This is a genomic window from Humibacillus sp. DSM 29435 (assembly GCF_001758225.1).
Classification (GTDB): Bacteria; Actinomycetota; Actinomycetes; order Actinomycetales; family Dermatophilaceae; genus DSM-29435.
This window is the reverse complement of record NZ_MAST01000034.1, coordinates 106,926-132,457: the sequence shown is the minus strand read 5'-3', so window position 1 is coordinate 132,457 and position 25,532 is coordinate 106,926. Positions and strand designations below refer to the sequence as shown.

Annotated in this window: 26 protein-coding genes and 1 pseudogene; 12 read left to right on the top strand and 15 right to left on the bottom strand. The window is 69.9% G+C overall.

Annotated elements, in window-relative coordinates:
• Positions 1–116: 116 nt before the first annotated feature.
• Both BA895_RS24745 and BA895_RS16885 read right to left on the bottom strand, forming a co-directional pair.
• Complete coding sequence (locus BA895_RS24745; RefSeq protein WP_256388457.1) at positions 117–245, bottom strand: hypothetical protein; 129 nt, start codon at positions 243–245, stop codon at positions 117–119.
• Between the two features lie 133 nt (positions 246–378).
• Positions 379–1,020: pseudogene (locus BA895_RS16885) on the bottom strand (dihydrofolate reductase family protein); the annotation flags it as partial.
• A 765-nt stretch (positions 1,021–1,785) separates the two neighbouring features.
• Here BA895_RS16885 and BA895_RS16880 point away from each other — a divergent pair.
• Both BA895_RS16880 and BA895_RS16875 read left to right on the top strand, forming a co-directional pair.
• Complete coding sequence (locus BA895_RS16880; RefSeq protein WP_070193041.1) at positions 1,786–2,361, top strand: SigE family RNA polymerase sigma factor; 576 nt, start codon at positions 1,786–1,788, stop codon at positions 2,359–2,361.
• Positions 2,358–3,491, top strand: coding sequence for a hypothetical protein (locus BA895_RS16875; RefSeq protein WP_070193040.1), 1,134 nt, complete (start codon positions 2,358–2,360; stop codon positions 3,489–3,491). Before BA895_RS16880 ends, BA895_RS16875 begins: the two co-directional genes overlap by 4 nt.
• A 611-nt stretch (positions 3,492–4,102) precedes the next feature.
• Here BA895_RS16875 and BA895_RS16870 read toward each other — a convergent pair.
• Entirely contained in the window at positions 4,103–4,480 is a 378-nt protein-coding gene (locus tag BA895_RS16870; RefSeq protein WP_083283467.1) for a TnsA-like heteromeric transposase endonuclease subunit, read from the bottom strand.
• Positions 4,481–4,886: 406 nt separating this feature from the next.
• Between BA895_RS16870 and dnaK the strand changes: the two genes are divergently transcribed.
• The 5 genes from dnaK to BA895_RS16845 all read left to right on the top strand — a co-directional run bounded on the left by dnaK (position 4,887) and on the right by BA895_RS16845 (position 10,037).
• Positions 4,887–6,803 carry a molecular chaperone DnaK gene (dnaK, locus tag BA895_RS16865; RefSeq protein ID WP_070193038.1) on the top strand — a complete coding sequence of 639 codons (1,917 nt, stop codon included), beginning with the start codon at positions 4,887–4,889 and terminating at the stop codon, positions 6,801–6,803.
• Entirely contained in the window at positions 6,800–7,528 is a 729-nt protein-coding gene (locus tag BA895_RS16860; RefSeq protein WP_254666525.1) for a nucleotide exchange factor GrpE, read from the top strand. Before dnaK ends, BA895_RS16860 begins: the two co-directional genes overlap by 4 nt.
• Before the next feature lie 89 nt (positions 7,529–7,617).
• Positions 7,618–8,643: a DnaJ C-terminal domain-containing protein gene (locus tag BA895_RS16855; RefSeq protein ID WP_070193037.1), complete on the top strand. Its 1,026-nt coding sequence runs from the start codon at positions 7,618–7,620 to the stop codon at positions 8,641–8,643.
• A 49-nt stretch (positions 8,644–8,692) separates the two neighbouring features.
• Positions 8,693–9,133: a heat shock protein transcriptional repressor HspR gene (locus tag BA895_RS16850; protein WP_070193036.1), complete on the top strand. Its 441-nt coding sequence runs from the start codon at positions 8,693–8,695 to the stop codon at positions 9,131–9,133.
• Positions 9,134–9,347: 214 nt separating this feature from the next.
• On the top strand, positions 9,348–10,037 hold the full coding sequence (locus BA895_RS16845) for a GPP34 family phosphoprotein (protein WP_070193035.1): 690 nt from the start codon (positions 9,348–9,350) through the stop codon (positions 10,035–10,037).
• A gap of 27 nt (positions 10,038–10,064) precedes the next feature.
• On the opposite strand, the gene BA895_RS16840 is transcribed toward BA895_RS16845, so the two are convergent.
• Positions 10,065–10,463, bottom strand: coding sequence for a PPOX class F420-dependent oxidoreductase (locus tag BA895_RS16840; protein ID WP_254666523.1), 399 nt, complete (start codon positions 10,461–10,463; stop codon positions 10,065–10,067).
• A gap of 58 nt (positions 10,464–10,521) precedes the next feature.
• On the opposite strand from BA895_RS16840, the gene BA895_RS16835 reads away from it, so the two are divergent.
• Entirely contained in the window at positions 10,522–10,773 is a 252-nt protein-coding gene (locus BA895_RS16835) for a hypothetical protein (RefSeq protein WP_254666522.1), read from the top strand.
• A 66-nt stretch (positions 10,774–10,839) separates the two neighbouring features.
• On the opposite strand, the gene BA895_RS16830 is transcribed toward BA895_RS16835, so the two are convergent.
• From BA895_RS16830 to BA895_RS16795, 8 genes are all read right to left on the bottom strand, one after another.
• Positions 10,840–11,235: a DivIVA domain-containing protein gene (locus BA895_RS16830; protein ID WP_070193033.1), complete on the bottom strand. Its 396-nt coding sequence runs from the start codon at positions 11,233–11,235 to the stop codon at positions 10,840–10,842.
• A gap of 27 nt (positions 11,236–11,262) precedes the next feature.
• Positions 11,263–12,069, bottom strand: a complete 807-nt coding sequence (locus BA895_RS16825) for a hypothetical protein (RefSeq protein ID WP_070193032.1) — start codon at positions 12,067–12,069, stop codon at positions 11,263–11,265.
• Entirely contained in the window at positions 12,066–13,079 is a 1,014-nt protein-coding gene (locus BA895_RS16820; protein WP_070193031.1) for an ABC transporter ATP-binding protein, read from the bottom strand. Before BA895_RS16820 ends, BA895_RS16825 begins: the two co-directional genes overlap by 4 nt.
• Positions 13,076–13,714, bottom strand: a complete 639-nt coding sequence (locus BA895_RS16815; protein WP_139142727.1) for a hypothetical protein — start codon at positions 13,712–13,714, stop codon at positions 13,076–13,078. Before BA895_RS16815 ends, BA895_RS16820 begins: the two co-directional genes overlap by 4 nt.
• 83 nt (positions 13,715–13,797) lie before the next feature.
• Complete coding sequence (locus tag BA895_RS16810; RefSeq protein WP_070193029.1) at positions 13,798–14,367, bottom strand: stage II sporulation protein M; 570 nt, start codon at positions 14,365–14,367, stop codon at positions 13,798–13,800.
• Entirely contained in the window at positions 14,364–15,161 is a 798-nt protein-coding gene (locus tag BA895_RS16805) for an ABC transporter ATP-binding protein (protein ID WP_070193028.1), read from the bottom strand. The genes BA895_RS16810 and BA895_RS16805 overlap by 4 nt, the downstream gene beginning before the upstream one ends.
• On the bottom strand, positions 15,154–16,647 hold the full coding sequence (locus tag BA895_RS16800) for a hypothetical protein (RefSeq protein ID WP_070193027.1): 1,494 nt from the start codon (positions 16,645–16,647) through the stop codon (positions 15,154–15,156). Before BA895_RS16800 ends, BA895_RS16805 begins: the two co-directional genes overlap by 8 nt.
• 65 nt (positions 16,648–16,712) lie before the next feature.
• Complete coding sequence (locus tag BA895_RS16795) at positions 16,713–16,994, bottom strand: hypothetical protein (protein WP_070193026.1); 282 nt, start codon at positions 16,992–16,994, stop codon at positions 16,713–16,715.
• A 277-nt stretch (positions 16,995–17,271) separates the two neighbouring features.
• On the opposite strand from BA895_RS16795, the gene clpB reads away from it, so the two are divergent.
• On the top strand, positions 17,272–19,827 hold the full coding sequence (gene clpB, locus BA895_RS16790; RefSeq protein ID WP_070193025.1) for an ATP-dependent chaperone ClpB: 2,556 nt from the start codon (positions 17,272–17,274) through the stop codon (positions 19,825–19,827).
• 10 nt (positions 19,828–19,837) lie between these two features.
• Here clpB and BA895_RS16785 read toward each other — a convergent pair whose 3' ends face one another.
• Positions 19,838–20,317 (bottom strand): SRPBCC family protein, encoded by a 480-nt coding sequence (locus tag BA895_RS16785; protein ID WP_070193024.1) that lies wholly within the window; start codon positions 20,315–20,317, stop codon positions 19,838–19,840.
• Positions 20,318–20,413: 96 nt separating this feature from the next.
• Between BA895_RS16785 and BA895_RS16780 the strand changes: the two genes are divergently transcribed.
• Positions 20,414–21,685 carry a hypothetical protein gene (locus BA895_RS16780; RefSeq protein WP_070193023.1) on the top strand — a complete coding sequence of 424 codons (1,272 nt, stop codon included), beginning with the start codon at positions 20,414–20,416 and terminating at the stop codon, positions 21,683–21,685.
• Here the strand turns inward: BA895_RS16780 and BA895_RS16775 are convergent.
• Positions 21,678–22,301 carry an HAD family hydrolase gene (locus tag BA895_RS16775; RefSeq protein WP_070193022.1) on the bottom strand — a complete coding sequence of 208 codons (624 nt, stop codon included), beginning with the start codon at positions 22,299–22,301 and terminating at the stop codon, positions 21,678–21,680. The genes BA895_RS16780 and BA895_RS16775 overlap by 8 nt on opposite strands.
• Positions 22,298–22,957, bottom strand: a complete 660-nt coding sequence (locus tag BA895_RS16770; RefSeq protein WP_070193021.1) for a hypothetical protein — start codon at positions 22,955–22,957, stop codon at positions 22,298–22,300. Before BA895_RS16770 ends, BA895_RS16775 begins: the two co-directional genes overlap by 4 nt.
• Before the next feature lie 118 nt (positions 22,958–23,075).
• Here BA895_RS16770 and BA895_RS16765 point away from each other — a divergent pair, with 118 nt between their 5' ends.
• Complete coding sequence (locus tag BA895_RS16765) at positions 23,076–23,789, top strand: LppX_LprAFG lipoprotein (protein WP_070193206.1); 714 nt, start codon at positions 23,076–23,078, stop codon at positions 23,787–23,789.
• A 2-nt stretch (positions 23,790–23,791) separates the two neighbouring features.
• The gene (locus BA895_RS16760) at positions 23,792–25,531 is read left to right on the top strand and encodes an MFS transporter (protein WP_371327732.1); all 1,740 of its coding nucleotides are present in this window, start codon (positions 23,792–23,794) and stop codon (positions 25,529–25,531) included.
• Position 25,532 lies beyond the last annotated feature (1 nt).

The following is a 25,532-nucleotide window of genomic DNA, read 5'->3' as shown; positions in this document are numbered from 1 at the left end:
TTCGACAGTAGTGCGAAGGCGCAACAACGGCCAACGGCCAACGGCCAACGGCCAACGGCCAAGGGCAAGGCGATCGACGGTTCCTGACGACAACGAGTTACGGCTTGCCGCCGAGATCACTTCGCTGCGTCGCTGAGGGCTGCGTCGAGAGCGGCGGCCTCGTCGGCCAGCCAGGACAAGGAAAGCACCTCACGACGGCGTCGCTGGCCAGGACCCTTCTCGGTCTCACCTGGCTGATCACTCACCCGCGGATGGTAGCCCGACGTCCTGGTGCGTCTGACACCTGCTGACCGCCACAGGTGTCGACCGCACAGCGGGTTGTGCGGTTGGCACCTTCAGACGTTGAGAGGTGCCACACGCACAGCGTGGTAGGCCCTGGCGCGTGAAGGCGACGTGGGTCGTGCCGCTCTCGCCCACTTCCGTCGTTACCCGATGGGTGAGCTCGAGTCCGCGCAGGTCGTCCCACAGCCGGTTGCCCCGGCCGAGCAGGATCGGCGCGATCATGACGTGCAGGTGGTCGACCAGGCCGGCGCGCAAGAAGTCACGCGCGGTGCTGACCCCACCGCCGACGCGCACGTCCAGGCCGCCGGCAGCCTCGGTCGCCTCGGCGAGCACGTCCTTGATCGCGGCGCTGCGGAAGTGGAACGTCGTTCCGCCCTGCATCGGGATCGACGGACGCGGGGCGGTGTGGGTCAGGACGTACACCGGGGTGCCATACGGCGGCTGGTCACCCCACCAGCCCTTCCACTGCGGATCATCAGGAAACGTGTGCAGGCCGAACATGGCCGCGCCCATGATCTCGGCGCCGATGCCTTCGAAGTGCGCGGCGGCGTAGGAGTCGTCGATGCCGGTCGTACCGGCGCCGCTGGTGTCGCCGAAGACGCGCTGGTGAAACGTGCGGGTCGCGGCGTAGGCCGAGGTCAGACGCCCCCAGTCCGCGCCCATCGGGCTCTCCGGGGTCTGGCCGGTCGAGGTGTAGCCGTCGAGCGAGCAGAACAGGTCGATGCGAACACGGGGCATGTCAGGTTTCCTTCTGGGTCGTACGGGTCAGGTGGATGACGTGACGGCCGGCCGGCGGACTCTTCACCAAACCAGTGGTACCGAACACGTCGTCGAATGGGTGACCCAGCAGGACCTCGATCTGGCCCGAAGGGTCACCGAGATCGCTCCGGCCCGACCCGGGGGTCGCCATCACGACTGTAGGTTCCCGCCCGACCTGTCACAGGAGCGAGCCCCTGACCTGCAACGCGACAAGATGCCGGGACGGCTGTCGTCCCACTAACTTGTCCGGATCCTCAGCAGGCACGTGTTTCCGGACATGCTTGATGAGCGGACGTCCGTGCGACTGAACCCGTCGTGCTCTTGCTGGTGGGGTGCGTCTTGTCGTCTCGCTCGGAGGCCACCGAGCCGGAGTGCTCTCGATACGTATCGAGTAGAAGGATGACCCTGAGTCTGTGGCCCCGGCGAGGGGAGAGCTGGGCTTTCGATGTCCACGGCCCGCGTGCAGCCAACGAGCCGGAGGATGCTGCGCCGTGGGCACGTGGTTTTCAACTGTTACGTTGACTAGACATCGTCGGCGGCAGGCGGCAGTTTGTCATGAGCCTCGTTTGGACCGTTCACCAACACAGGTTCGCGCAGGCCGTCCATGAACTCGCGCTGACGCCACAGTGTGGTTGCCCAGTGGTTGGCTCTTTGGGCGTGTTGCGCAGCGTGCCGGTGGCCGAGGCAACCTTTCGGCAACCTGCTCCGTAGACCAAGTATGACCGCATCCACCAGGGGGCCACGGTGAGCAGCCGCACGAAGCAGCGCGATGCCCAGTTCGCCACCTTCATGAATGAAGCCGGGCCGGCGCTCTTGCGCACGGCGTGGCTGCTGACCGGTGACCACAACCGGGCGCAGGAGCTGACCCAGGCCGCCCTGGTCAAGACCTACGTGGCCTGGCCGAGGGTCCATCCCGGCGAGGCCCTGGCCTACGCCCGGAAGGTGCTGGTCAACCAGCGCACCGACACCTGGCGCTCGACCCGCAAGGAAGTCACGACCGACAACCTGCCCGAAGCCGGGCCGGGTGTGGCCCGCGACGCCACGGTCACGGTCGACAACCGCGACCTCGTCGTTCGCCTGTTGAAGGACCTGCCCGAGCAGCAACGCAAGATCGTCGTGCTGCGCTACTACACCGACCTGACGGAACAGGCGACCGCCGACGCCCTCGGTATCTCGGTCGGCGCCGTCAAGAGCGCCGCCTCGAGAGGGCTCGCCGCCGTACGACGGGCTCTGCCCACCCCGCCAGATGATGACCTACCGACCGTTAGCCGAGATGGCGCCGCCGAGAAGACCGAACCACGAGAAGGGAGCCACCGATGACCAACACAGCCGAAACCGACGTTCGCGCCGCTTTGACCGAGGCGGCGACCATGAGTGGCCTGGGCTTCGACGAGGCCGCCGTGCTCTCCCAGGGGCATCGCCTGGTGCGCCGCCGCCGCGTGGCCACTGCCGGCGCCGGAGTCGTCGCGCTCGCCCTCGCCGCCGTCGTGGCGGTACAGGTCAGCGGCCAGGGCTTCAACCGCGCCCTGCCCGCGTCCCCCAACCCCACCTCGACGGTGATCAGTCTGGCCGGGCCGATCGACGAGGCCGCCGAGGTGACGCAAGAAACGGGGGACGGCACAGCATCGGGGTACGGCACCCGGTTGCTGGTCAAGGGTGGCGCGGGCAGCAGCAGGGTGGTCGAGACCTGGACGGTGAAGAAGGCCGGCAAGACCGTGAAGACCCTGACCCGAGAGTCCGACCGGCTCGGAGTCGGCCAGGCCAGCCTTCTGTTCCCTGCCGAGAGCGGCATCCCGGGACTCGTGCTCGGCTACGTCAACACCGGCAGTGACCACTCCTCCATCACTGGGGTCGCCACGGCTCCAGATCTGGTGCGCGGCGCTGCGAGCAGCGAGTCGCTGAAGACCCTTGTCTACGGGCCTCAGCGACAGGACTACGTCTTCGTCCAGACCATCGACGCGTTCGACCCCTCGCAGATCGTCGGACTCACGTGGCTCGAGGGCGCGCCCCCTCAGAAGGAGGGGATACGGGCCATCCTGCTCAACACCACGCGCACCGATCTGGTGACCGTCGTTTTGACCGAACCCGGCGGAGACCAGTGGATCAGCTGGTCCAGCGACACCCAGATCGGCCTGGCCGTCACGAACGGTGAAGGCCGACCAACCGACGTCACTGGCGTGGTGCGGCTGCTGGGCCGACCCGCGGTGTACGACCCAGAGCTGGCTCAGCACGACAAGATCTTCGGATGGGTGACCGGCGACGACACGACCACCGTCACCGCGATCACCACGCCACCCGACGCGGCCGTGACCACCTACGGACCCGCACAAGCGGGGCGGCGTCCGTTCCTGATCACCTCGAAAGCGGGCCGGTTCACCGGCCCCGTGAAGGTGAACGGCAGCGGCGGAACCCAGACCATCGTTCGAGCCCCAGGCAACGCCTCTCCGTGACACCGCTCTCGCCGGCCTCCTCTGGAGCCCGGCGTGCCGGGGGGTCAGGCGACACAGCGCTCACAAGAGTGAGACGTCTACCGATCATGCCGCGATCCGCGCGTGATTCATCCGTCACACGACCCCAGCCAACCGGAGGATGGACCAGCAGGTGAGCGTCAATAGCGCGCCGATCAGCAGGCCGATGGCGACCCACAGCACGACGCCGAGCGGTCGGGCAGCATTAGGCTTTAACGCTCCCGCAGGTCCGCGGATCCACAGGCGCGAGTTACTCGGGAAGTAAGGGATCGCTCCAATCCAGCGATCCCTAGAGCCAGACGTCATGACTCATGATGGCCGATCTGGCAGGTGCTCGGCACGGCGCTGTGCGCCACGATCGGATGAGACAGCGATGATGTAGTTCTTTCCTCCCGCACGGACGGGATTGGTTGACCAGGATGACCATGACGACCGGGGACCTTGCTGCGGATGATGGGGCCGCGGCGGCGATGCCAGGCCGTCGGCTGCTCGACATATCGCCCTCCTGCGGCGGCGAAGCGACCGTGCAGAGCACCCAATGACCTCGCCACAACGTCCGGCTATCAACCGCCTTGAAGGCGGACGCCCGATCATCAGCGCGAAGCGTTTACGGATCTGCCGCGATCCGCGCTGTCTTGCCGTCGAGCGGGAATGAACGGAGGCCTTGCTTCGTCGTCCGCGGCCGGCTTCACGCCGACCACCACGTGGCACCCGTCGCGCAGGCTGAGCAGGTAGTCCGGCGCGTGGCGGCGCCGCACCTCACCGCACGCCTCGTCCCGGCCGCTGATCCAAAACGGTTGGCTCACGATCCCGACCACCGCCGGGTCGAAGTCCGCCAGCAGAACCCTGTCACGCTCCAGCAGGCTCTCGTACCCCACGAAGGAGCCCGTCGTCGCCGTCCACAACCAGCCCGGGTAGTTGCCCTGATGAGGATGCCAAGCAAACTCCCGCACCGGCCACCTCTGGGCCAAGGCAGTGTCGGCCTCGGCGACGGGGGCACTACCTCGTCGTCTTCAGCCCTGCAGTACCGCAGCTCCGTCGACCGGAGCAGGTCCGGCTCCACCCCGTACGTCCCCTACATCACAGACACCACGGCAATGGCTCTAGATAAAGCGAGACAATGACAACTTGCACGAGAACCCACAACGACGCTGTTTCTCGGAAGGTCCTGGAAGGTGGGAACAAACCCACACCGACCCAGAGTTGAGCCTAGTGAACGCAAGATTTGGGAGCGTGGCTTTGACAAGTGTGAAGCCACGAGGCAGATTGAGCGGGAAACCAGATCTTCACCAGAGAACCCGGTCGGCAACCCACCGGGCGGCCTCCACGGAGGCGGCCCAGCGGCATCCGGCCACCATCAATCACAAGGAGTCACCCATGGCACGTGCGGTCGGAATCGACCTCGGAACCACCAACTCGGCTGTCTCCGTCCTCGAGGGCGGCGAGCCGACGATCATCTCGAACGCCGAGGGCGGCCGCACCACGCCGTCCGTCGTCGCGTTCAGCAAGAGCGGTGAGGTGCTGGTCGGCGAGGTCGCCAAGCGCCAGGCCGTCACCAACGTCGACCGCACCATCCGCTCGGTCAAGCGCCACATGGGCACGAGCTGGAAGTCGCCGGAGATCGACGGAAAGACCTACACCGCACAGGAGATCAGCGCGCGCATCCTGCAGAAGCTGAAGCGTGACGCCGAGAGCTACCTGGGCGAGGCCGTGACGGATGCCGTCATCACCGTTCCCGCGTACTTCGACGACGCCGAGCGCCAGGCCACCAAGGAGGCCGGTGAGATCGCCGGACTCAACGTGCTGCGCATCGTCAACGAGCCCACCGCGGCCGCGCTCGCCTACGGCCTCGACAAGGGCAAGGAGGACGAGCTCATCCTCGTCTTCGACCTTGGTGGCGGCACGTTCGACGTGTCACTGCTCGAGGTGGGCAAAGACCCCGACGACGGTTTCGCCACGATCCAGGTGCGGGCCACCAACGGTGACAACGCCCTCGGCGGCGACGACTGGGACGACCTCGTGATGAAGCACCTCATCACCCAGGTCAAGAACAAGACCGGTCAGGACCTGTCGAAGGACAAGATCGCGATGCAGCGCCTGCGCGACGAGGCTGAGCGCGCCAAGAAGGAGCTGTCGACCGCGACCTCCACGAACATCTCGGCGCAGTACATCTCGATGACCCCAGACGGCCCGATCCACCTCGATGAGAACCTCACCCGGGCGCAGTTCGAACAGATGACCAAGGCGCTGCTCGACCGGTGCAAGGCCCCCTTCAACAAGGTCATCGCCGACGCGGGCATCAAGGTCGCCGAGATCGACCACGTCGTGCTCGTCGGCGGCTCCACCCGGATGCCGGCCGTGACCAGCCTCGTCAAGGAGCTGACCGGCGGGCAGGAGCCCAACAAGGGCGTCAACCCCGACGAGGTCGTCGCCATGGGCGCGAGCCTGCAGGCCGGCGTGCTGAAGGGTGAGCGCAAGGACGTGCTGCTCATCGACGTCACCCCTCTGTCGCTCGGCATCGAGACCAAGGGTGGGCTGATGACCAAGCTCATCGAACGCAACACCGCGATCCCCACGAAGCGCTCCGAGATCTTCTCGACCGCCGACGACAACCAGCCGTCTGTTCTCATCCAGGTCTTCCAGGGTGAGCGCGAGATCGCCCAGCACAACAAGTCGCTCGGCACCTTCGAGCTGACCGGCATCGCGCCGGCCCGCCGCGGAGTGCCGAAGATCGAGGTCACCTTCGACATCGACGCCAACGGCATCGTCAACGTCTCCGCCAAGGACCAGGGAACTGGCAAGGAGCAGAAGATGACGATCACCGGCGGCTCGGCCCTGAGCAAGGACGAGATCGACAAGATGGTCAAGGACGCCGAGGCCCACGCCGAGGAGGACGCGAAGCGCCGCGAGGAGGCCGAGCTGAAGAACCAGGCCGAGCAGCTCGTCTTCTCGACCGAGAGCTTCCTCAGCGAGTCGGGCGAGAAGATCCCGGCCGACGTCAAGACGCCGGTCGAGGAGTCGCTCGCCGACCTCAAGGCCGCGATCGCCGACGGAGTCGAGACCAGCGCCGACGACCTCAAGGCCAAGATCGAAGACCTCAACACGAAGTCGCAGGCCATGGGTCAGGCCGTGTACGCCTCTGACCAGGCTTCCGCGGCTGCCGGTGACGGAGCGAGCGGCTTCGAGGGGCAGCAGTCTGACGGCCCCGCCGACTCCGCCGGCTCAGACAACGCCGACGACGATGTCGTCGACGCCGAGGTCATCGACGACGACGAGGGCAAGGACGCCAAGTGACGCCCGCCGAAGGCACGCACGACGACGCCACCTGGGAGGTTCCCGTGACGACTGGCTCGATGCCTGACGTGGGCGCCGACCAGGCGGGTGGGCCACCATCGCCGACCGAGGGTGCCGGCAGCCACGCTGCCGGCACCCCGGCCGGGGCCACCGGTCAGGGAAGCGATCAGAAGGCCGGGCGACACAGCTACTACGAGGGTGGCGCCGGTGCCTCGGCGGAGCCCGGTGGCAGCGACGAGTTCGACCACGAGGCCGACTCTGCGCGCAAGCCGGCCGAGGCTGACGCCCTCGCCCAGGAGGACACGATGGCGGCCTCACTGCTGGCCGACCTGCAGCGCCTCCAGGCCGAGTACGTCAACTACAAGAAGCGGGTCGACCGCGACCGCGACGTCATCCGGGCCACTGCTGTCGGCGGTGTCGTGGAGTCGCTGCTGCCGGTGCTCGACGACATCCACATGGCCCGTCAGGCCGGTGACCTCGCGAGTGGCCCCTTCGCCGCGATCGCCGACAAGCTCGAGTCGATCCTGGGCCGTTACGGCGTGGAACGACTCGGCGAGGCAGGTCAGGAGTTCGACCCCAACGTGCACGAGGCCCTCATGCACATCGAGGCCGAGCTGCCCGACGGCGCGACCAGCACCACGGTCGTGCAGGTGCTCCAGCCGGGTTACCGCATCGGCGAACGCCTCGTTCGTGCGGCGCGGGTATCGGTTGCCGACCCCAGCTGAACGACCGGCCGCCGGGCTGCACACGCAGCCCGGCGGCATCCAGCATGATGAGACCGACCACACGATGACGGCCCAGGAGGTGCGACGAGTTGGCTAGCCAGGACTGGTTCGAGAAGGACTTCTACGCGATTCTCGGTGTCGCGCACGACGCCGACGCCGCGACCATCAAGAAGACCTACCGCAAGCGCGCCCGCACGATGCACCCTGACCACAACGTCGGTGACGCCAAGGCCGAGGAGCGTTTCAAGGAGGTCGGCGAGGCGTATGCCGTGCTCTCTGACCCCGAGCAGCGCAAGGAGTACGACGCCATCCGCGCCATGTCCGGCGGCGGCGCCCGGTTCACCGCAGGCGGCCCCGGTGGTGGCGGTGCCGGCTTCGAAGACATCTTCTCCGCCTTCGGGCAGAGTGGCGCGGGCGGCCAACACGCACCGTTCGGCGCAGGCGGCGGCGGTGGCCAGCCCGACATCGACGACCTGCTCAGCCAGATGTTCGGCGGCGGCGCCCAGGGCTACGGCGGCAGGGGCGGCGGTGGCTTCGGTGGTTTCGGCTCCACGGCCGGGCCCCGCGCCGGCGCCGACGTGTCGGCGAGCACCAGCATCCCGTTCCGTGACGCGGTCGAGGGCTCGACCGTCACCCTGAGCTCACCCGACCTCGGGCGGATCACGGCGCGAATCCCCGCTGGGGTCAAGGACGGTCAGAAGATCCGACTGCGCGGCAAGGGTCGGCAGGGCGACCCGGGCAGCAAGCCGGGCGACCTCATCCTCACGGTGTCGGTCGACAAGCACCCGGTCTTCGGCCGCGATCGTGACAACCTCACCGTCGACCTGCCGGTGACCTTCGCCGAGGCTGCCCTCGGTGCCACCGTCGCGGTCCCCACCCTCGACGGGTCCTCGGTCAAGGTCAAGATCGCCCCCGGCACCCCGAGTGGGCGCGTGCTTCGGGTCAAGGGCCGTGGCGTGAAGCGTGGAGAGTCGACCGGCGACCTGCTGGCCCGCGTTCAGGTCGTGGTGCCGCAGCGCCTCACCGACGAGGCTCGCGAGGCCGTCGAGAAGATGGCCGCGGCCGAAGACGGCCACGATCCGCGGGCCGACCTGTTCGAGCGCGCCCGCACCTGAGCGGAATCCGAAGACCTGTGGAACCAGCAGCGCAACCGCGAGGAAGGTGATGACGATGGCCCACGACGACGACACCCCGGTCTTCGTCATCTCCGTGGCGGCCGAGCTGGCCGGCATGCACGCCCAGACGCTGCGACAGTACGACCGCCTGGGGCTGGTCTCGCCGTCGCGCACCCGCGGCGGCGGCCGGCGCTACAGCGGTCGTGACGTGGCGTTGCTGCGCGAGGTGCAACGGCTGTCGCAGGAAGGCGTGTCGCTCGCCGGCATTCAGCGCATCCTCGACCTCGAGAACCATGTGTTGGCGTTGCGTTCACGCGTCGACGAGCTCGGCGCCGAGCTGGATGCCGCTCACGCCGCCCTCGCTTCTGGCACTCGCGTCTTCGCGGTGGGCCGTCGGGGCGAGGTGGTCACGGTGCGACCGGGCGAGCGCCCGCCGAGACCGCTCTCCTCGCAGTCGCTCGTGGTCTGGCGCCCCGGAACCCGCTCCTAGAACGGTCTCCCGCGGAGCTGTGGTCTACCTGCGCAGACGGGCGCAGGCCCTTGCCGCCGGCAGCGTCAGACCTCCACCTCGCGGGGGACACCGTTGATTGGCGAAACTCACTCCGGTGGGGGATCCGACCGCGGCCGTTCGTTCGTAGCGTCGTCAGTGAGCAGACAGCTCGTCCGCCCACCCAACGCAGAGACGAAGACCCGGAGGCACCGCCATGTTCAGCACGTCCTCGCTCCCGCTTCACGCCGAGCTGTTGCTGCTGGCCCACGACCCGGCATCCGGCAAGAGGCTGATCCCCGAAGGACACCTCAAGGCCGGCCTTGCAGGGGCGGCCCTGCTCGAGCTGAACCTGCAGGAGGCGCTGGCCCTCGAGTGCGACGGCAAGGAGGCGCGGCTGCGCTCGAGCGGGGCCGATGTGGCCCCCGAGCTCGTACCACTGCTGGCCCGCGCCGATGGGTTCACCCCGAAGAAGGCGGTCGCGCGCATCGGTGGCGCCGAGAGCTTCAAGGACCGGGCCGGAGACCTGCGCGATGCCACCTGGAACCGACTCGAGAGTGACGGCCTGGTGCGCTCGCACGAGGACAGGCTGATGGGGGTGTTCCCGACCACGCGTCGTGTCCAGCTCACGAGCGCGCGCTCGGGACGTGTCGAGGCCATCCGCGGGGCGCTCACCGGCTCGAACCAGCCCGACCCGCGTACGTCGGGTCTCGTCGCGGTCATCGCGGCAACCGGCCTGCTGCCCAAGCTGGTTCCCGAGATGAACAAGAGGCAGCGCAAGGAACGAGCACGGCAGATCGCCGACGGCGGTTGGGGCGGCGATGCGGTGGCCAAGGCCATCAGCGACGTGCAGTCGGCCATCGTGGCGGGCGTCATCGTGCCGGCGATGGCCACCACGACCAGCTGAAGCATCGTGGGCCGGGGCGGGGGCTGCTCAGCCCGTCGTGATGCGGATGACGTCGCGCTCGCGCGAGCCACGCGAGAACACCTTCTCCACGAGCATCACGAGCTTGTACTCAACGCCGTACTTCTTGTTGAGCAGGGCGCTGACGTGCCGCAGCGTGCTCTCGCTGGAGTCGATCTCGGCCATCGCCTCCACCGACTGCGCGTCGTCGGCAACCACGCCGCGACGTGAGCTCGGCACCAGCTGCACCCGTTTCGTGTGCCGCAGCCGCTTGAGCTTGCCCGCACCGACCGGCGTGAAGACGACGAGCGAGTCGCCGTCGCGAGCCACCCACACGGTGGTTCCCACCGGCTCACCCGACCTGCGAAAGGTCGTCAGCCGGATGAAGGGTGCGTCACCGAGAGTGAGCAGGTCAGCGGGCGCAGGCACGTCTGGAGCGTACCTGCCCAAGATGCCATGGCCGCAGCCTCCTTCTAAGGTCGGTCGTGTGCACCAAGAACACCTGCTGGTACTGCCCGACCGGGACGCCGCAGACGACGTGGCCGACGAGCTGATGCGCGACGGCTTCACCGAGGTTCGGGTGCTGCGTGAGGCGCTCGCGGGTGAAGACGACGCCGACGACCACGAGTGGGCGGTGCACGTCATCACCCGTGACGACGACACCCTCGCCGATCGCTTCCGCGAAACCGCTGCCGCTCACGGTGGGTGGTACGACCCCGACCCGAGCGGGTCGAGATGAGCCAGTCCTCCGGTGATCATCGACGCTGGTGACCCGGTGACTTATGACCCTGTAGCCCTGAGGGCCTCAACCTCGCAGCTTGTTGCCGAGACGGGTCAACAGACCCGGGCGAGGCGCGATCAGGGCGGAGCCTGAAGGCGCGTCGAGCCGGGCGCGAGGGGTGCCCACGCCGGGGTCGCCAGGTCGCACGGGCGGCGACGGGGTGGGGGCGACGCCGGCGTACAGCCCCACCACCCGATCGAGGAAGGCGTCGACCTCCGACTGGTCGTAGGCTCCCCGGCGGGTCGAGAAGCGCGCCTCGTCGACCATCGCGCGCACGTCGTCGACCGACGCGTTCCCGACCACGGCCGCGCGCAGCGCATCAAGAAAGTCATCGACGTGCGCACGGTCGTAACCGGAGACGAACGGCCGCTCGCCGAACACCACGTTGGTGATCTCGACAGCGATCTGCTCACTGTTCATCTGGTCATCCTAGGTTTCGGGGTCGGCTCAACGCAGTGACATGCGGCGGCCGAGCGCCAGGCTCGCCGCCACCGCCCCGGCCATCCAGACACACAGCCCCAGCACCGGAAGCCAGGCACCCGTGCCTGCGGCGGCTGCGCGCACCGCCGTCTCGGCGAGCCCGGTCGGCAGCAGGGCGAACGCCGTGCCGACCCAGCCGTCTGCGCTCGCTGCCGCTGCCAGACCGCCGCCGGTCACGAAGACCGCCACTGCCGCGACGAATCCGGCCACCCCTGACCGAGCCGCCACCGTGAGGGCGAGGCCCGCGGCCGCGAAGGTGCACCAGACCACGACCACCACACCGAGAACCGCCAGCACGCTTGCGGTCGCCGGTGCTGTCCACGGCGACCCGGCAGCCGCGACGAGCGAGCACGCGCCGGCCGTGACGAGCGAGACCAGAGCCAGGCCGCAAGCGAGGCAGCCGGCGACGACGTGCTTACCCGCCAGGAGGGACGTGCGGGAGATGCCCCCGGCGACGAACAGCCGGATGAGCCCCAGCCTCAGGTCGGCCGAGGCCACGATGGTGCCGGCGAGGAGGCCCAGCGAGGGGGCGAGCTGAACCGTGACGTCGGCGAGGATCGTCGGAAGATGCTGCGGCGCGAGCTGGGCCACCCGGGTGCTGATCTCGCTACGGGTGGAGGCGTCCATTCCGGCATCGGTCTCGACCAGCGAAGCGATCGCCCCGAGCAGCACGAAGCCGAACAGCACCACCCCGACGACGGTGGCGAGCGCCACGAGACCCGTCGAGCGGCGTGAAGTGAGACGACGCAGCTCGAGAGCGATGACGTTGGTCATGACGTCACCTCGTCGAGGTCGGGCGTGAGCAGACGGCTGACCAGCTCCTCGGTGGCGGGGCGGCCGGGCATCACGGCGTACAGGTCGACTCCGGCGGCGACGAGGTGACGTAGGGCCGTGGCTAGCTCGCCCCGGTCGCTCACCCACACGTCGAGGCGACCGTCGGCCGTGTCGACCTCGACGCCGCGCTGGCGAAGCACGGTGACCGCGACCCCCCGGTCGCCGACGACGAGGGTGTGCCGCTGTCTGGCGTCAGGCGCCATGAGGTCGGAGTCGAGCACGACCCGGCCTGCCTCGAGAACCACGTGGTGGTCTGCGACCGGCGCCAGCTCGGCCAGGTAGTGAGACGACACCACCACTGCCGCGCCACGGTCGGCCGCCCGACGGAGCAGCCTGCTCAGCACAGCCATGGACGAGGGGTCGAGGCCGTTGTAGGGCTCGTCGAGCACCACGAGGTCGGGGTCGCCTTGAAGGGCCGCAGCGAGCGACACCCGTTGACGCATGCCGTGCGACATTCGGTTGCAGCGGACATCGAGGATGTCGCCGACCAGCAGGCGCAGCGCCGGATCGCTCGTGGGCTCGGCACCTGGCAGCCCTCGGTACTCGGCCATGAGGTCGATGACCTCGCGAGCGGTGCTGCGCGGGAGCATGGCCGGAGTGTCGAAGCTGACCCCGATGCTCAGCCGGCTGTCGGGTCGGCCTTCTTTTTGGCGCCCCGGGTCCTGCGGCGGATGCGGTTGTGCTCGGTAGGCCTGCCCCGACGTCGGTCGCAGCAGGTCGAGGGCCGCGTGCAGCAAGGTCGTCTTGCCTGCGCCGTTGCGACCCGCCAGCAGGAGCAGCTCGCCCGCCCGGGCGTCCAGCGATACCGAGGTGAGCACGGTGCGGCCCAGCACCTCGACCGTGACGTCACGAAGGCTGAGCATCGAGGGCGCCCCGAACGCCGGGTGGTCGGTGGCGGCCGGCGACGGCATCCCGTGACTGCTGACGATCGTGGCGGCCGGCCGGTTCACGAGCCCCCGCCCAGGGCCTGGGCGGCGCTGATGACTCCGGCCGGAACCACCGCGTAGCAGGCCACCGCCACCACGCGCCGACCGACGGACCGGCCGAGCACCGGCGGCAGGCCGAGGTACAGGGCGATGCCATGCGCAGCCACCGCCGCGGCCATGATCACCGACACCACCGGCGAGGCGAAGGCGACAGCAGCTCCCTGGACGAGCACGAAGGCTGCTGCCGCGACGACCCCGACGGCGAGGGGGAGGAGCGCCGCGTCGACCCGCCCTGATGCCTGCCGCAGCGTTGCGTCAGCCCCGGCGACCCGCACCGCGAGCATAAGCAGCACGTCGAGGATGAGGGAGCCGATGACCCCGGACACGACGCCGAAGAAGGCGAGCCCCAGCCCACAGAGCACGGTCAACGGCACCGAGCCGGAACCGCCGGTGACCGAGGTGACGGCACTGGGTGTGAACGCTGCGGCGAACAGTGCGACGGCGAGCACATAGGCGACACGGGGTCGCCGGTTCAACGCGCCGCGAGCTGGTCGGGTCTCGGCAGTGCGAGACCCGGCGGTCCAGTTCCGAGGCGGTCGCACCGACCGGACTCGGCCGTCCCCGGCGCCGGCTGCGAGTGGGCGTGTGGGCTGGGTCATGGTTGGCTCCTTGCGGCTGGGATCGTGCGGCGGTGGCGGTGGCGTCGGTGGCCGTTTCGGGGTGGTGCTGTCCTGGCCGGCGGTCATGGGGTGGGCTCTGGCAGGAAGGGTGTCGCGGTCTCCCAGACAGCAGCCGCAGCCAGCAGAATTGCGGCGATCGGCAGCCACCAGGCGAGGCCCCTGAGGAAGCCCACCAGCGGCGGCCGGTCTCGGCCACCGTGGTCGGTACCGGACCGGAGGGACTGGGCGGCCCAGGCGAGAGGGCGAAGGCTGAGCCAGAGAGCGATGGCCAGCGCCGGCAGCTCGAAGACGGCGTGGCCGAGGTGGGTGAAGGTCTCGGCGCCGTTGCGCTCGAACGCCGCTCCGATGCTCAGGCCCGAGGCGGCCGACGAGAGACCTGCGAGGCCGAGCGAGACGAGGCCCAGGGTCAGGCCGCCGGCGAGCCACAGGAGGAAGACCGAGCCGTTGTGGACGAACATCTCGGCAAAGCCGATCGGGGCGAGGTCGAGCGGAACGCCGGCTCGCTCGCGCGGGAGGAGCGCGAACGTCGTCATGACGGCGATCTGCACCAGGACGCAGGCCGCCACTGCCAGCACGTCGCGACGTCGCGGCCGCTGGGTCGCGGCGGCGAGCACCACTGACGGGGTGGTCATCGGCGCCGTTCCCGCCCGGCGCTGCTGGCCAGCATCGGCTGAACGTCGGGGCCCTCGCCTTCCAGCTCGTCCTCGTCCTCGTCCTCGTCGTCCTCGTCGTCATCCCAGCCGTCCTCGTCGTCGAGCTCGGCGTCGAGCCACTCCGGGTCCCAGCCCGAGATGTCACCGTCGTAGAGCACGGTGCCGTTCTGCACGGCAAGCACCCTGGTCGCGACATCGTCGAGCAGCTCGGGCTGGTGGATCGAGGCGATGAAGCTGCCGCCCGCCGCCAGGTGTTGCCGCAGCACACGGCGCACCTGGCGGGTCGCGCGCCGGTCGAGCCCGTTGAAGGGCTCGTCGAGCAGGAGCAGGTGCGGTTCGTGCAGCAGCGCGATGGCCACGGCGACCCTCTTGCGCCAGCCGAGCGAGAGCGTGTCACAGCGTTGGTGCAGGTGGGAGTCGAGGTCGAGCAGCCCAATGACCTGCTCGACCCGAGAGGTGGTGACGACGTCGCCTCGCCACAGCCGTCGCACCAGCTCGAGGTGCTCCCAGGGAGTCAGCTCCTCGTAGAGGGGCGGGGGGTCGGGAACCAGCCCGAGGTGTCGTCTCGTGCTCTGACGGCTCGCCGGCTCGGAGTTGACCAGCACCGCACCCCGAGAGGGAGCGAGCACGCCGGCGACGGTGCGCAACAAGGTGGTCTTGCCTGACCCGTTTCGGCCGACGAGGAGTACTCCCTCACCGGGCGAGACGACGGTGTCGACCCCCGTGAGCACGACGTGCCCGGGAAAGCCGATGTCGGCGCGGATCTCAAGCATGCGATCTCCTCGTGACGGCCCGGGTGACCGGGGACATGATGGTGGCGGCAACGATGGGAGCCAGGAGCGGCAACGCCAGGAAGGCCAGGGCCAGCTGGGCGCTCGTCGGGACGAAGTCGGTGGTCCGGGCGATGGCGAGCGCTCCGGCGACGGGGATGCCGACGGTGAAACCGAGCACGTAACGGGGCCCTGAAGACGTGCCGATCTCGGTCGCGTCGACCCAGTCGAGCTCGGGCCAACGCAGCGAGCCGGCCAGCTCGATGACCGGGGACAGCGCGGCCATCGCGAAGACGGCGACGAGCGCGAGCCCGAGGTCGCGGCGCCCCAGGCTGAGGGCGGCGGACGCGGCCGCGATCGCGGCGAGCCCGCAGCCTGCCACGATGAGGGACCCGACAGCCGCGCGCATCATGGCCACGGCGCGCGTGGCGCCGGGGATGAGTGACCAGAGCGTGTACGCATGGCGGTCGGCGTCCATGGCCAGCACGCTGGCGGCGGCCAGGCTCGCGGCGTAGCCCGCGAAGGCGCAGACCCCTGCCGTCAGCTCGCCACGAGGCAGGTCGGGCGGAAGCACCACCGTGCCGCCGAAGAGGGCGTAGGCCACGGCACCGATGGCGAGCACGACGAGCAGCCCGATGTAGTTGACGACCGGTCTCAGCCGGGTGTCTCCCGATCGAAGCAGGCGGCGCAGGTCGACGGCGAGGATCGCCCGAGAGCGACGGTTCGGCAGGGCTGGTGCCTCGTGTCGCACCGTCTTGTTGCGCAACGAGACCTCCGATACGTCGGTCCACTCGACGCCGGCCAGCCGACGGTGGCCATGGGCGGCGACGGCGGCGGACAGCACGACGCCGACCCCGAGGGTCAGACCGGCCAGCAGAAGTGAGACATCGACCAGCACGTAGGCGGCGACCGTGATGCCTGCGACCGTGGCCAGCAGTGCGCGCGTGAACCGAGGCGACATCCTGGCGAGGCGTCGCGCCGGGCCGGCGACGACGAGGGCGGCTCGCACACCTACGCCGAGAGCGATCCCGACGCTGGCCACGGCGGCCAGCCCAACGGCATCCGGAAGGCTGGTGCTGTTGACCACGACCATGCCCCACAGGCCGCCGGCCACTGCGCCGCTGGCGATCAGGGTCTTGGCCAGCTCGGGCAGGACGTAGCGACCGTAGGCGAACTCGCGCGGGGTGGCCGAGGTGGTGGCGATCAGCGCCCAGCCGCGCGAGGAGTCCAGGGCGGTGCGCAGGGTGCGTCCCGGTGAGCTGAGGGCGACGACCAGCGCCCAGGCGACCGGGGCGGTCAGCAGGAGTGTGTCTCGGGCGACCTGCCCGTCCTCGGGTAGCCCCGACAGCAGGCCGGCGCAGGTACCGATGACGGCGGCGACGACGAAGACGCCGGCCGCGGATAGGGTGAAGAAGCGGTGCCGCAGAGGGACGTCGATTCCGTATCGGCGCACCGTCCGCAAGAGGTGGTTCTCAGCCAGGTAGGTCATTGACGCCATCTGCGGCACCCCTTCTTCACGTCAGTCTCGTCTTGGCGAAGCGCGGTGGCTGGTGGTCACCACGCCGCCGCGTAGCGCCACCCGTAACGGATGACGAGGCGAAGCAGGGTACCGGCGACGCCGCCACCGATGATGAGCAGGGCCCACCACGGGACCGAGCCGAGGAAGTCGACGGCGCGCGCGATCTTCTCGGCGGTGCCCCCGTCGATGCGCAGCGTGCGCACCAGCATCGGACCCACGGCCTGACCCGCGACGACGGCGACCAGCAGGACGGACATGAGGGTGGCCCCGGCGGTGGCGCGCTGGCGCGTCGCCGGGGCGATAGCTGTGGTGCTCATGGGTGTTCTCCTTCGGTTGGTGCTGGTGGGTTGTTCCTGTCTGTGGGCGCTGGGTGAGCCGCCCGCTGTCCGAGGCGTCGTGCTCCGGACGTGCCCATCGTGGCTGGCGTGCAGGCGCGCGACGAGGTCTTCGGGGGTGACACAAGCGGCCATGGCAGGTAGTGCGCGTGGTGGGGGTTCGGGCGCTGGCCATCACAGACTTGAGCGGAATAGACTCAACCTTGATCGGGTTGCCGCTAATGACCCCGTTACGCCGACAGAAAGGCATCAGGCGCTCATGGACCTGCAGCTGACCACCCGGGCCCAGGAGGCCTTTGCCCAGGCCGCGACGACCGCCGCCGGCAAGCACCACCCCAACATCGAGCCCGCCCACCTGTTGCTGGCGCTCGCCGCCCAGAGCGGCACGACCACCCCGGCGCTGCTCACCGCCGCCGGGTCCTCGGTCGAGGCGGCCACCAAGGCCGCCGAGTCAGCCATGGCCAGCCTGCCCCAGGTGACCGGGGCCGAGCAGCCGGCGCTGTCACGCGCCGGCCTGGCGGCGGTGACCCAGGCGCAGCAGTACATGACCGCCATGGGCGACTCGTACGTCTCGACCGACCACCTGCTGCTCGCGATGGCGCGCACCGGCCGTTTCGGTCTCGACGCCGACGCCATCGAGGCGGCGATACCGGGCCTGCGTGGCGGTCGCCCGGTCACCTCCGCCAACCCCGAAGGCACCTTCGAGGCGCTCGCGAAGTACGGCACCGACCTCACCGAGCAGGCCCGCGAGGGCCGCCTCGACCCCGTCATCGGTCGCGACGCCGAGATCCGCCGGGTCGTGCAGGTGCTCAGCCGCCGCACCAAGAACAACCCCGTGCTCATCGGTGACCCCGGAGTCGGCAAGACCGCCGTCGTCGAGGGGCTCGCCCAGCGCATGGTCGAAGGCGACGTGCCCGAGAGCCTGCGCGGCAAGACCCTGATCAGCCTCGACCTCGGCGCGATGATCGCCGGCGCCAAGTACCGCGGCGAGTTCGAGGAGCGCCTCAAGGCCGTGCTCGAGGAGATCAAGAACAGCGACGGCCAGGTCGTCACCTTCATCGACGAGATCCACACCGTCGTCGGAGCGGGCGCCAGCGAGGGTGCCATGGACGCCGGCAACATGCTCAAGCCCATGCTCGCCCGCGGTGAGCTGCGCCTCGTCGGCGCCACCACGCTCGATGAGTACCGCAAGCACATCGAGAAGGATGCCGCTCTCGAACGGCGCTTCCAGCAGGTCTTCGTCGGTGAGCCCTCCGTCGAAGACACCATCGCCATCCTGCGCGGGCTCAAGGAGCGCTACGAGGCCCACCACAAGGTGACGATCTCCGACGCGGCCCTGGTGGCTGCGGCCACGCTCAGCGACCGGTTCATCTCCGGGCGCCAGCTGCCCGACAAGGCCATCGACCTCATCGACGAGGCCGCCTCCCGGCTGCGCATGGAGATCGACTCCAGCCCGGTCGAGATCGACGAGCTGCGCCGCGCAGTAGACCGCCTCAAGATGGAGGAGTTCGCGCTCGAGAACGAGACCGATGCGGCCTCGCGCGACCGTCTTGAACGGCTGCGCAAGGACCTCGCCGACCGCTCCGAAGAGCTGGCCGCGCTCAACGCGCGATGGGAGGCCGAGAAGGCCGGCCTCAACGCCGTCGGTGACCTCAAGGCCCAGATCGACGATCTCCGCGCCCAGGCCGACCGACTGCAGCGTGACGGCGACCTGGCAGGCGCCTCGAAGATCAAGTACGGCGACATCCCTGCGCTGGAGAAGCAGCTCGCGGCCGCCCAGGAGAGCGAAGCGGCATCCCCCTCGAACGACGATGAGCCGATGGTCAAGGAGGAGGTCGGCAGCGACGACATCGCCGACGTCATCTCGGCCTGGACCGGCATCCCCGCGGGTCGCCTGCTCGAGGGCGAGACCGAGAAGCTGCTGCACATGGAGCAGCACATCGGCGCGCGCCTCATCGGCCAGACCGCCGCGGTGCGAGCCGTGTCGGATGCCGTTCGCCGCACCCGCGCGGGCGTCAGCGACCCCGACCGCCCGACCGGGTCGTTCCTCTTCCTCGGCCCGACCGGTGTCGGCAAGACCGAGCTGGCCAAGGCCCTGGCCGACTTCCTGTTCGACGACGAGCGCGCCATGGTGCGCATCGACATGTCGGAGTACAGCGAGCGGCACTCGGTGGCGCGCCTGATCGGCGCCCCTCCCGGCTACGTCGGCTACGAGGAGGGCGGGCAGCTCACCGAGGCCGTGCGGCGCCGGCCCTACTCGGTGGTGCTGCTCGACGAGGTCGAGAAGGCCCACCCCGAGACGTTCGACATCCTGCTTCAGGTGCTCGACGACGGCCGTCTCACCGACGGGCAGGGTCGCACCGTCGACTTCCGCAACGTCATCCTCGTGCTCACCTCCAACCTCGGCTCGCAGTTCCTCACCGACCCGACCCTGACGCCGGAGGCCGCCCACGAGTCGGTTCTGGGGCTGGTGCGCGCGACGTTCAAGCCCGAGTTCCTCAACCGGCTCGACGAGGTCGTCGTCTTCGACGCCCTGACTCGCGACGAGCTCGCGCACATCGTCGACCTGCAGGTGCGCCAGTTCGCGACCCGTCTCGGCGACCGGCGCATCAGCCTCGAGGTGTCGGATGCCGCTCGCGGCTGGCTCGCGGCCACCGGCTACGACCCCGCCTACGGTGCGCGTCCGCTACGGCGACTGGTGCAGCGCGAGATCGGCGACCGGCTGGCCCGGGCGCTGCTCGCCGGCGAGGTGCGCGACGGCAGCACGGTTGCCGTCGACCTCGACGAGACCGGTCAGACCCTCACTCTGGCCTGACCCAGCCGGGTCAGGGGGTCTCGACCAGCTCGGCGAGCAGGGCGAGGGTCTCGAGCCGGGCCTCGCGAGGGACAGCGGGGAAGGGGATCATCTGCAGAGTCTCGGTGTCGGTCACCTGTGACCAGTCGTAGGTCTGCGTGACGAGTGTCCCGGTGGCAGAAGGCTCGAGGTCGAAGCGCCAGGTCCAGCCCAGTGGTTCGGCGCCTGCTTCGGCCACGCTCCAACCGATCGCGCGCCCGGGCTCGAAGACGAACACGCGGTTGTCGGTCTGGTAGCGGTTGACCCCACCCATCGTCATCTCCATGCGAAACACCTGGCCGGATGCCGTGACCACCTCGGCGTCGACGCTGGCCAGCACCATGCCCGAGTCGTCGAGCCGGGGGTGCCGGCTGGGGTCGGACAGCACGTCGAAGATCGCTTCAGGGGTCGCGGCGATCTCACGGGTCACGCTGTCGTGGCGCGGCTTTCGCCGGGCGGGTTCGGCACTCACGGCCCCAGCGTAAGCCGTGGCCGGAGATGGGGGACCGATGCGGCCCAGCCCAGCACTTACGATGTGGCCCAATCGCACAACCGGTCAGGGGGCCGCATGTCACGGCGTTGGTGGATCATCGGTGGGCTTGTCGTGGTGTTGGCCGCCGGCGGCATCACGTGGAAGGTGCGTGCGGGCGACGACGACCCGAAGCTCACCACGAGCAGCTCATCAAGGGCGTGTTCCGACTTCGGCCCGCGCGGCGGCAGCCTCGCGGGTGACAGCGACCTGCTCCAGCGGTCGCTCGACGCCTGGCGTGAGCACATCAGCGACGTCCGCGACGACGAGGACGTGGACGTCCGCAAGGCCGAGGAAGAGCTGCCCTCCGAGGTCTGTGCCGCGTACGCCGCGTCGTTCGACGGTGACCCCTACGTCACCCTGCTCACGAGTGGCCGGTACGCCGTCATCCGCGACAGAGGACGTTCCGGCCCCCGCGTCGTGCTGAGCGGAGACATCCCCAGACAGTCGATGGCGGTGCCGGCCGGGGCCGGCCATTGGTTGATGGCGGATGGCTTCTTCGGCACGGTGCTGCACGTCGATGATGCTGGTCGGCACGTGAAGATCCCGGTGAGCACCCCGGTGTTCGACCCGGCCGGTCTCATCAAGGCGAAGATCGGCGGCGAGACAACCGAGAAGCTGCCGTTCGTCATGACGGGGTCGCGATCGCGGTCGACGTACGCCTGGACCGACTCTCGCGAGCCGGGAGGCGGCAGCCCTGCCGCGCGAACCGTCGTCATCGCCGAGGAGGAGCGCGAGCTCGAGGAGCAGCTCGACACGCCGGGAGCCGTGGGTCTGCTGGCCGGCGCGGTCGCCCGTGACTCTGGCCAGCCAGAGCCAGGCAGCACCTCGACCCTGCTCGACATCATCGGCCAGGCATCGGCGGGCGACCGCGGCAACGTCATGGTGCTGCGCGAGGCCACCTACGGCGGACCGCAGCCCGGCTCGACGGTGCTGGCCGTGTTCGGCCCACCCGGGCAACGAGGCGCCCGGCAGAGCCTGGGGGCCATCCCACCGGGGGTGGCGAACGGGGGCTGGGCCGGGGGCACCTTCCTCAAGACGGTGGGCCCGCCGAAGTCTGCGGCCGACCGGGTGTTCGTGGTCGCCGGGGCCACGGCCCGTGACAACAGCGGAGGCGAGATCGCGCTGACGGTGCGAATCGGCGCCGCCACCGTGGAGCGCAAGGGGCCCATCGCGGTGCTGACCGCCGCCGAGGTGCCGCAGATCGCGGCCGACGCCGGTCGATACCCCGCCGTCGCAGTCGTGGGGGCGCTCTCCTCCGGAGAGGTCGTGCCGACGCTCGGCACCGCCCAGGCCAGCAGGGTCAGCTAGGGTTTCGCCGGATGCTCGTCGGTCGAACGAAGAGCTCTGCGTGCCAACCGAAGTCGCGAGCGGCTTCGACGTTGGCCACCTGGTCGTCGGTGAACCACACCTCATGAGCGGCCATGATCCGCCCGAGGCCCCGCTCGATCGTGCGGTGCGCGGCCGCGTACGCCCTGGGGTCGGGTTTGGCCACCCCGAAGTCTGCACTGTTGAGCACGGCGTCGAACAGCTCGCTGACACCGAGCAGGTCGAGCTCGGCCGGCACGTGGTCGGTGCCGTTGGTGAACGCGTAGGTCCGCCGCCCTTCGGCGCGCAACGACGTCAGCCGCGCGACCGTCTGGGGGATCGGTGTGCCGCGGTGCGCGCGCCACCGCTGCATCGCTGAGCGCACCCGACCGGGATCCGCCGCGACCTGCTCGAGCTCGGAACAGATGGCCGCAAACCACTGCTCGAAGCTCTGGAGACCGGTGATGGTGGGCCCGACCAGGTCATCGCGGAACGCGGTCGCGGCGACGCTGCCCGCCGGGAGGCCGAGCTCCGTCTCTATGCCGCCGTCAACGCTGCCTGCTCCGAAGTCGCGAACCACGCCGTCGAGGTCGAACACGTAGGCCGCGTGGGCCGTCACGAGCGGTGTTCACCGCTCGTGCGGGGCATCTCCTCGGTGACGGCATCCGGCGAGGCCGTGGTGCTGATCTCACGGGTCTCGGCTGACACGGTGGGCACCGGGGCGGGGCCGACCCACTCTGCGGTGCCGTCGTGCACGCTGCCCTGGGCCCGACCCGCGACGACGTCGGCCACCGAGGGCCTCAGCTGCTCCTCGAACTCCTGCCGGCGGTGCGCCAGGGCTTGTTCTGCGCTGGCGACCTGCTGCTCACGGACGTCGAGGCGGTCGTGGCGCAGCGACACCTCCTTCTCACGGCGACCGAGGTCGTCGTCGCGGCGGCGCAGGTCCTCGTCTCGGCGCCCTGCCTCCTCGAAGCGACGCTCGCTCTCGGCGCGATCAGCACTGGCCCGGCGCTCGAGCTCGTCGATGCGCGCGCGTTCACGCTCGTCGCGCTTGACGCGGCCACGCCGGCGCAACCCCGCGGAGATCAGCGCCCAGCCGATACAGAAGACGAGCGCGGCGGCGAGGCCGTAGGCGGCCAGCTCGATCGCGCTGGCCGTGCGAGTGAACCCGAGGGCCTCGACGGCGATGGTGCCGTCGCGACCCGCGGTGGCCAGATAGGTGACCGCTCCGGCGCCGACGCCGACCAGCAGAACGACGATACCGAGCAGGATCATGGCCGGCCTCCTTCGTGTACGAACGGACAGAGCCCCCTCGTCTGAGGCCCCCGTCCGACGGGGTGAGCGTTCGGCGAGCATAGCGATGTCGGTGTCGACCTCGGTTAGCCTGACGACCATGCGTCTGCCGAAGAGCATCGTCTCGACCACCCTGGCGGCCCTGTGCCTCGTCGGCGTCAGCGCCTGCTCGAGCGAGGCGGACACCCCCTCGCCGAGCCAGTCGACCGAGATCAGCCCCGCCCAGCGCCTGGCGGGGGCCAAGGCGAAGGCCGACGCGGCGACCTCTTTCCACCTGACACTCACGAGTGCCGACGTGCCCGACGGGGCCGACGGCATCGTCTCGGCGGAGGGGGTCGGCCAGCACCCGCCGGCCTTCAAGGGCACCTTCAAGGTGCGGCTTCGCGGCATCGAAGCCGATGCCGAGGTGATCTCGCTGAACGGCGAGGTCTACGCCAAGCTGCCCCTCATTCCCGGGATGAACAAGATCGACCCCAAGACGTTCGGCCTACCCGACCCGGCCATGCTCTTCTCCACCGACAAGGGTCTGACCACCCTGCTCACCGCCACCTCGAACCCGACCAAGGGCCAGCCGGTGCGCCTCGGCAGCGAGGTGCTCTCGACGATCAGCGGCACCGTTCCCGGAGCGAACGTCGTCGACCTGCTCGGCATCGGCGACCGCAACGGCACGTTCGCGGCCACCTACGGCCTCACCGACGACGGCCAGCTGCGCCAGGTCGTGCTCAAGGGCCCGTTCTTCGGGGCGGGCACCGCCGCGACCTACACGCTGGTGCTCGACAAGTACGGCGAGCCGGTCACCATCGAGAAGCCCTGAGCGTGAGCTCTCCGCAGCCCGCCGTCCAGGCGCCGGCCGGCGGGCTGACGACCGGGGGAGGGGATCGTCTGGCCCTGCTCGCGGCCGCCTCCGCGGCCGTCGCGTTGGCGGCCGCCGACACCTACGTGGTCGTGCTCGCGCTCACCGACATGATGTCGGGGGTCGGCATCGGCATCGACGCGCTGCAGGAGGCCACGCCGATCATCTCGGGTTTCCTGCTCGGCTACATCGCCGTACTGCCCCTCATCGGCCGGCTCGCCGACCTGCTGCCGCGGCACCGGGTGCTGCTGGGCTGTCTCGTGGTGTTCGTGATCGGGTCGGGCATCACAGCCCTCGCCGTCGAGATGCCGGTGCTGGTCACCGGACGGGTGCTGCAGGGCGTCGGCGGCGGTGGACTCGTGCCGGCCACCCTCGCCCTCGTGGCCGACCGCTGGCCACCGGAGCGACGCGGCACGCCCCTCGGTGTGGTCGGGGCGGTGCAAGAGCTCGGCTCGGTGCTCGGCCCGGTGCTGGGCGCCGTCATCCTCGCGTGGTCGGGCTGGCGGGCGATCTTCTGGGCCAACGTCGCTGCGGGCATCGTGCTGTACGCCGTCATCCGCGTGCTCGGCAGCCGAGCCGTCCCTACCGTGGCCCCGACCGGGCGCCCACGATCACGGTCCGCGACCGCCATCGCCTGGGTGCTGGCCGTGGCGGGCCTCGCCCTTGGTGGGCTGGCCCTCGCCGCCCCCACCCGGCTTGTCACCGACGTGACCCTGGGTGAGCCGTTCGTGCCCTTCGTCGGTGCGTCGAGGGTGCTCACCCCGATCGGGGTGACCGCACTGGTGGCGCTCGCCCTGCTGGCCGTGGTCACCGCTTCGCGCTGGTGGGCCCTGCTGCGGCGCCTCGACCTCGTAGGCGCTGGGCTCATCGCCGTGGTGCTCGGCGCCCTCGTGCTCACGTTCGCGTCGTCCGACCCCGAGAAGGAGGTCGTGGGGCCCCTCGGCTACGCCCTGCTGCCGCTGGGCCTGGTCGCCCTGGTGGCGGCGGTGTGGTGGCACGCGAAGGCGGCCGACCCGCTGGTGCCCCGGGGCGTGCTGCACGGACGCGGCATCCGGGCCCTGGTCGTGAGCCTTCTCGTCGGAGCCGCGCTCGTCGCCGTCATCGTCGACGTGCCGCTGCTCGCGCGCCTCACCGACGACTACGACGAGACCGGCGCGGCGCTCGTGCTGGTGCGCTTTCTGCTCGCGGTGCCCGTCGGGGCGGTCGTGGGCGGCTGGGCCCTTCGGCACCTGGGCGACGGTCTCGTGGCCGGAGGCGGGTTGGTCATCGCCGGGGTGGGAATGGTCGCCATGTCGCGGTGGGGTCTGACCTCCTTCGACGACGCCGTGTCGACGACCGTCGTGCTCGTCGCGGTCGGGCTCGGCGTGGGTCTGGCCCTGGCGCCGGTCAACAACGCCGTGCTCGCAGACTCACCCTCGCACGCGCACGGAGTGGCGAGCTCGCTGGTGGTGGTGGCCCGGATGGTCGGCATGGTCGTCGGTCTGGCGCTGCTCACGGCCGTGGGGCTGAACCGCTACTTCGACGCCGTGCGCCGACTGCCCAACCCGCTCGACACCGACGCACTGCTCGGCGCGGGCGTCGTGCAGGTGCAGACGGTGTTTCTCGGGGGCGCCGTCGCGGCCCTGCTCGGCGGCCTGGTCGCACTCACTCTCGGTTCCAGGCGGGACGCCCCGGGGTCCGAGCCGGTCGTCGTGTCGCTCTGAC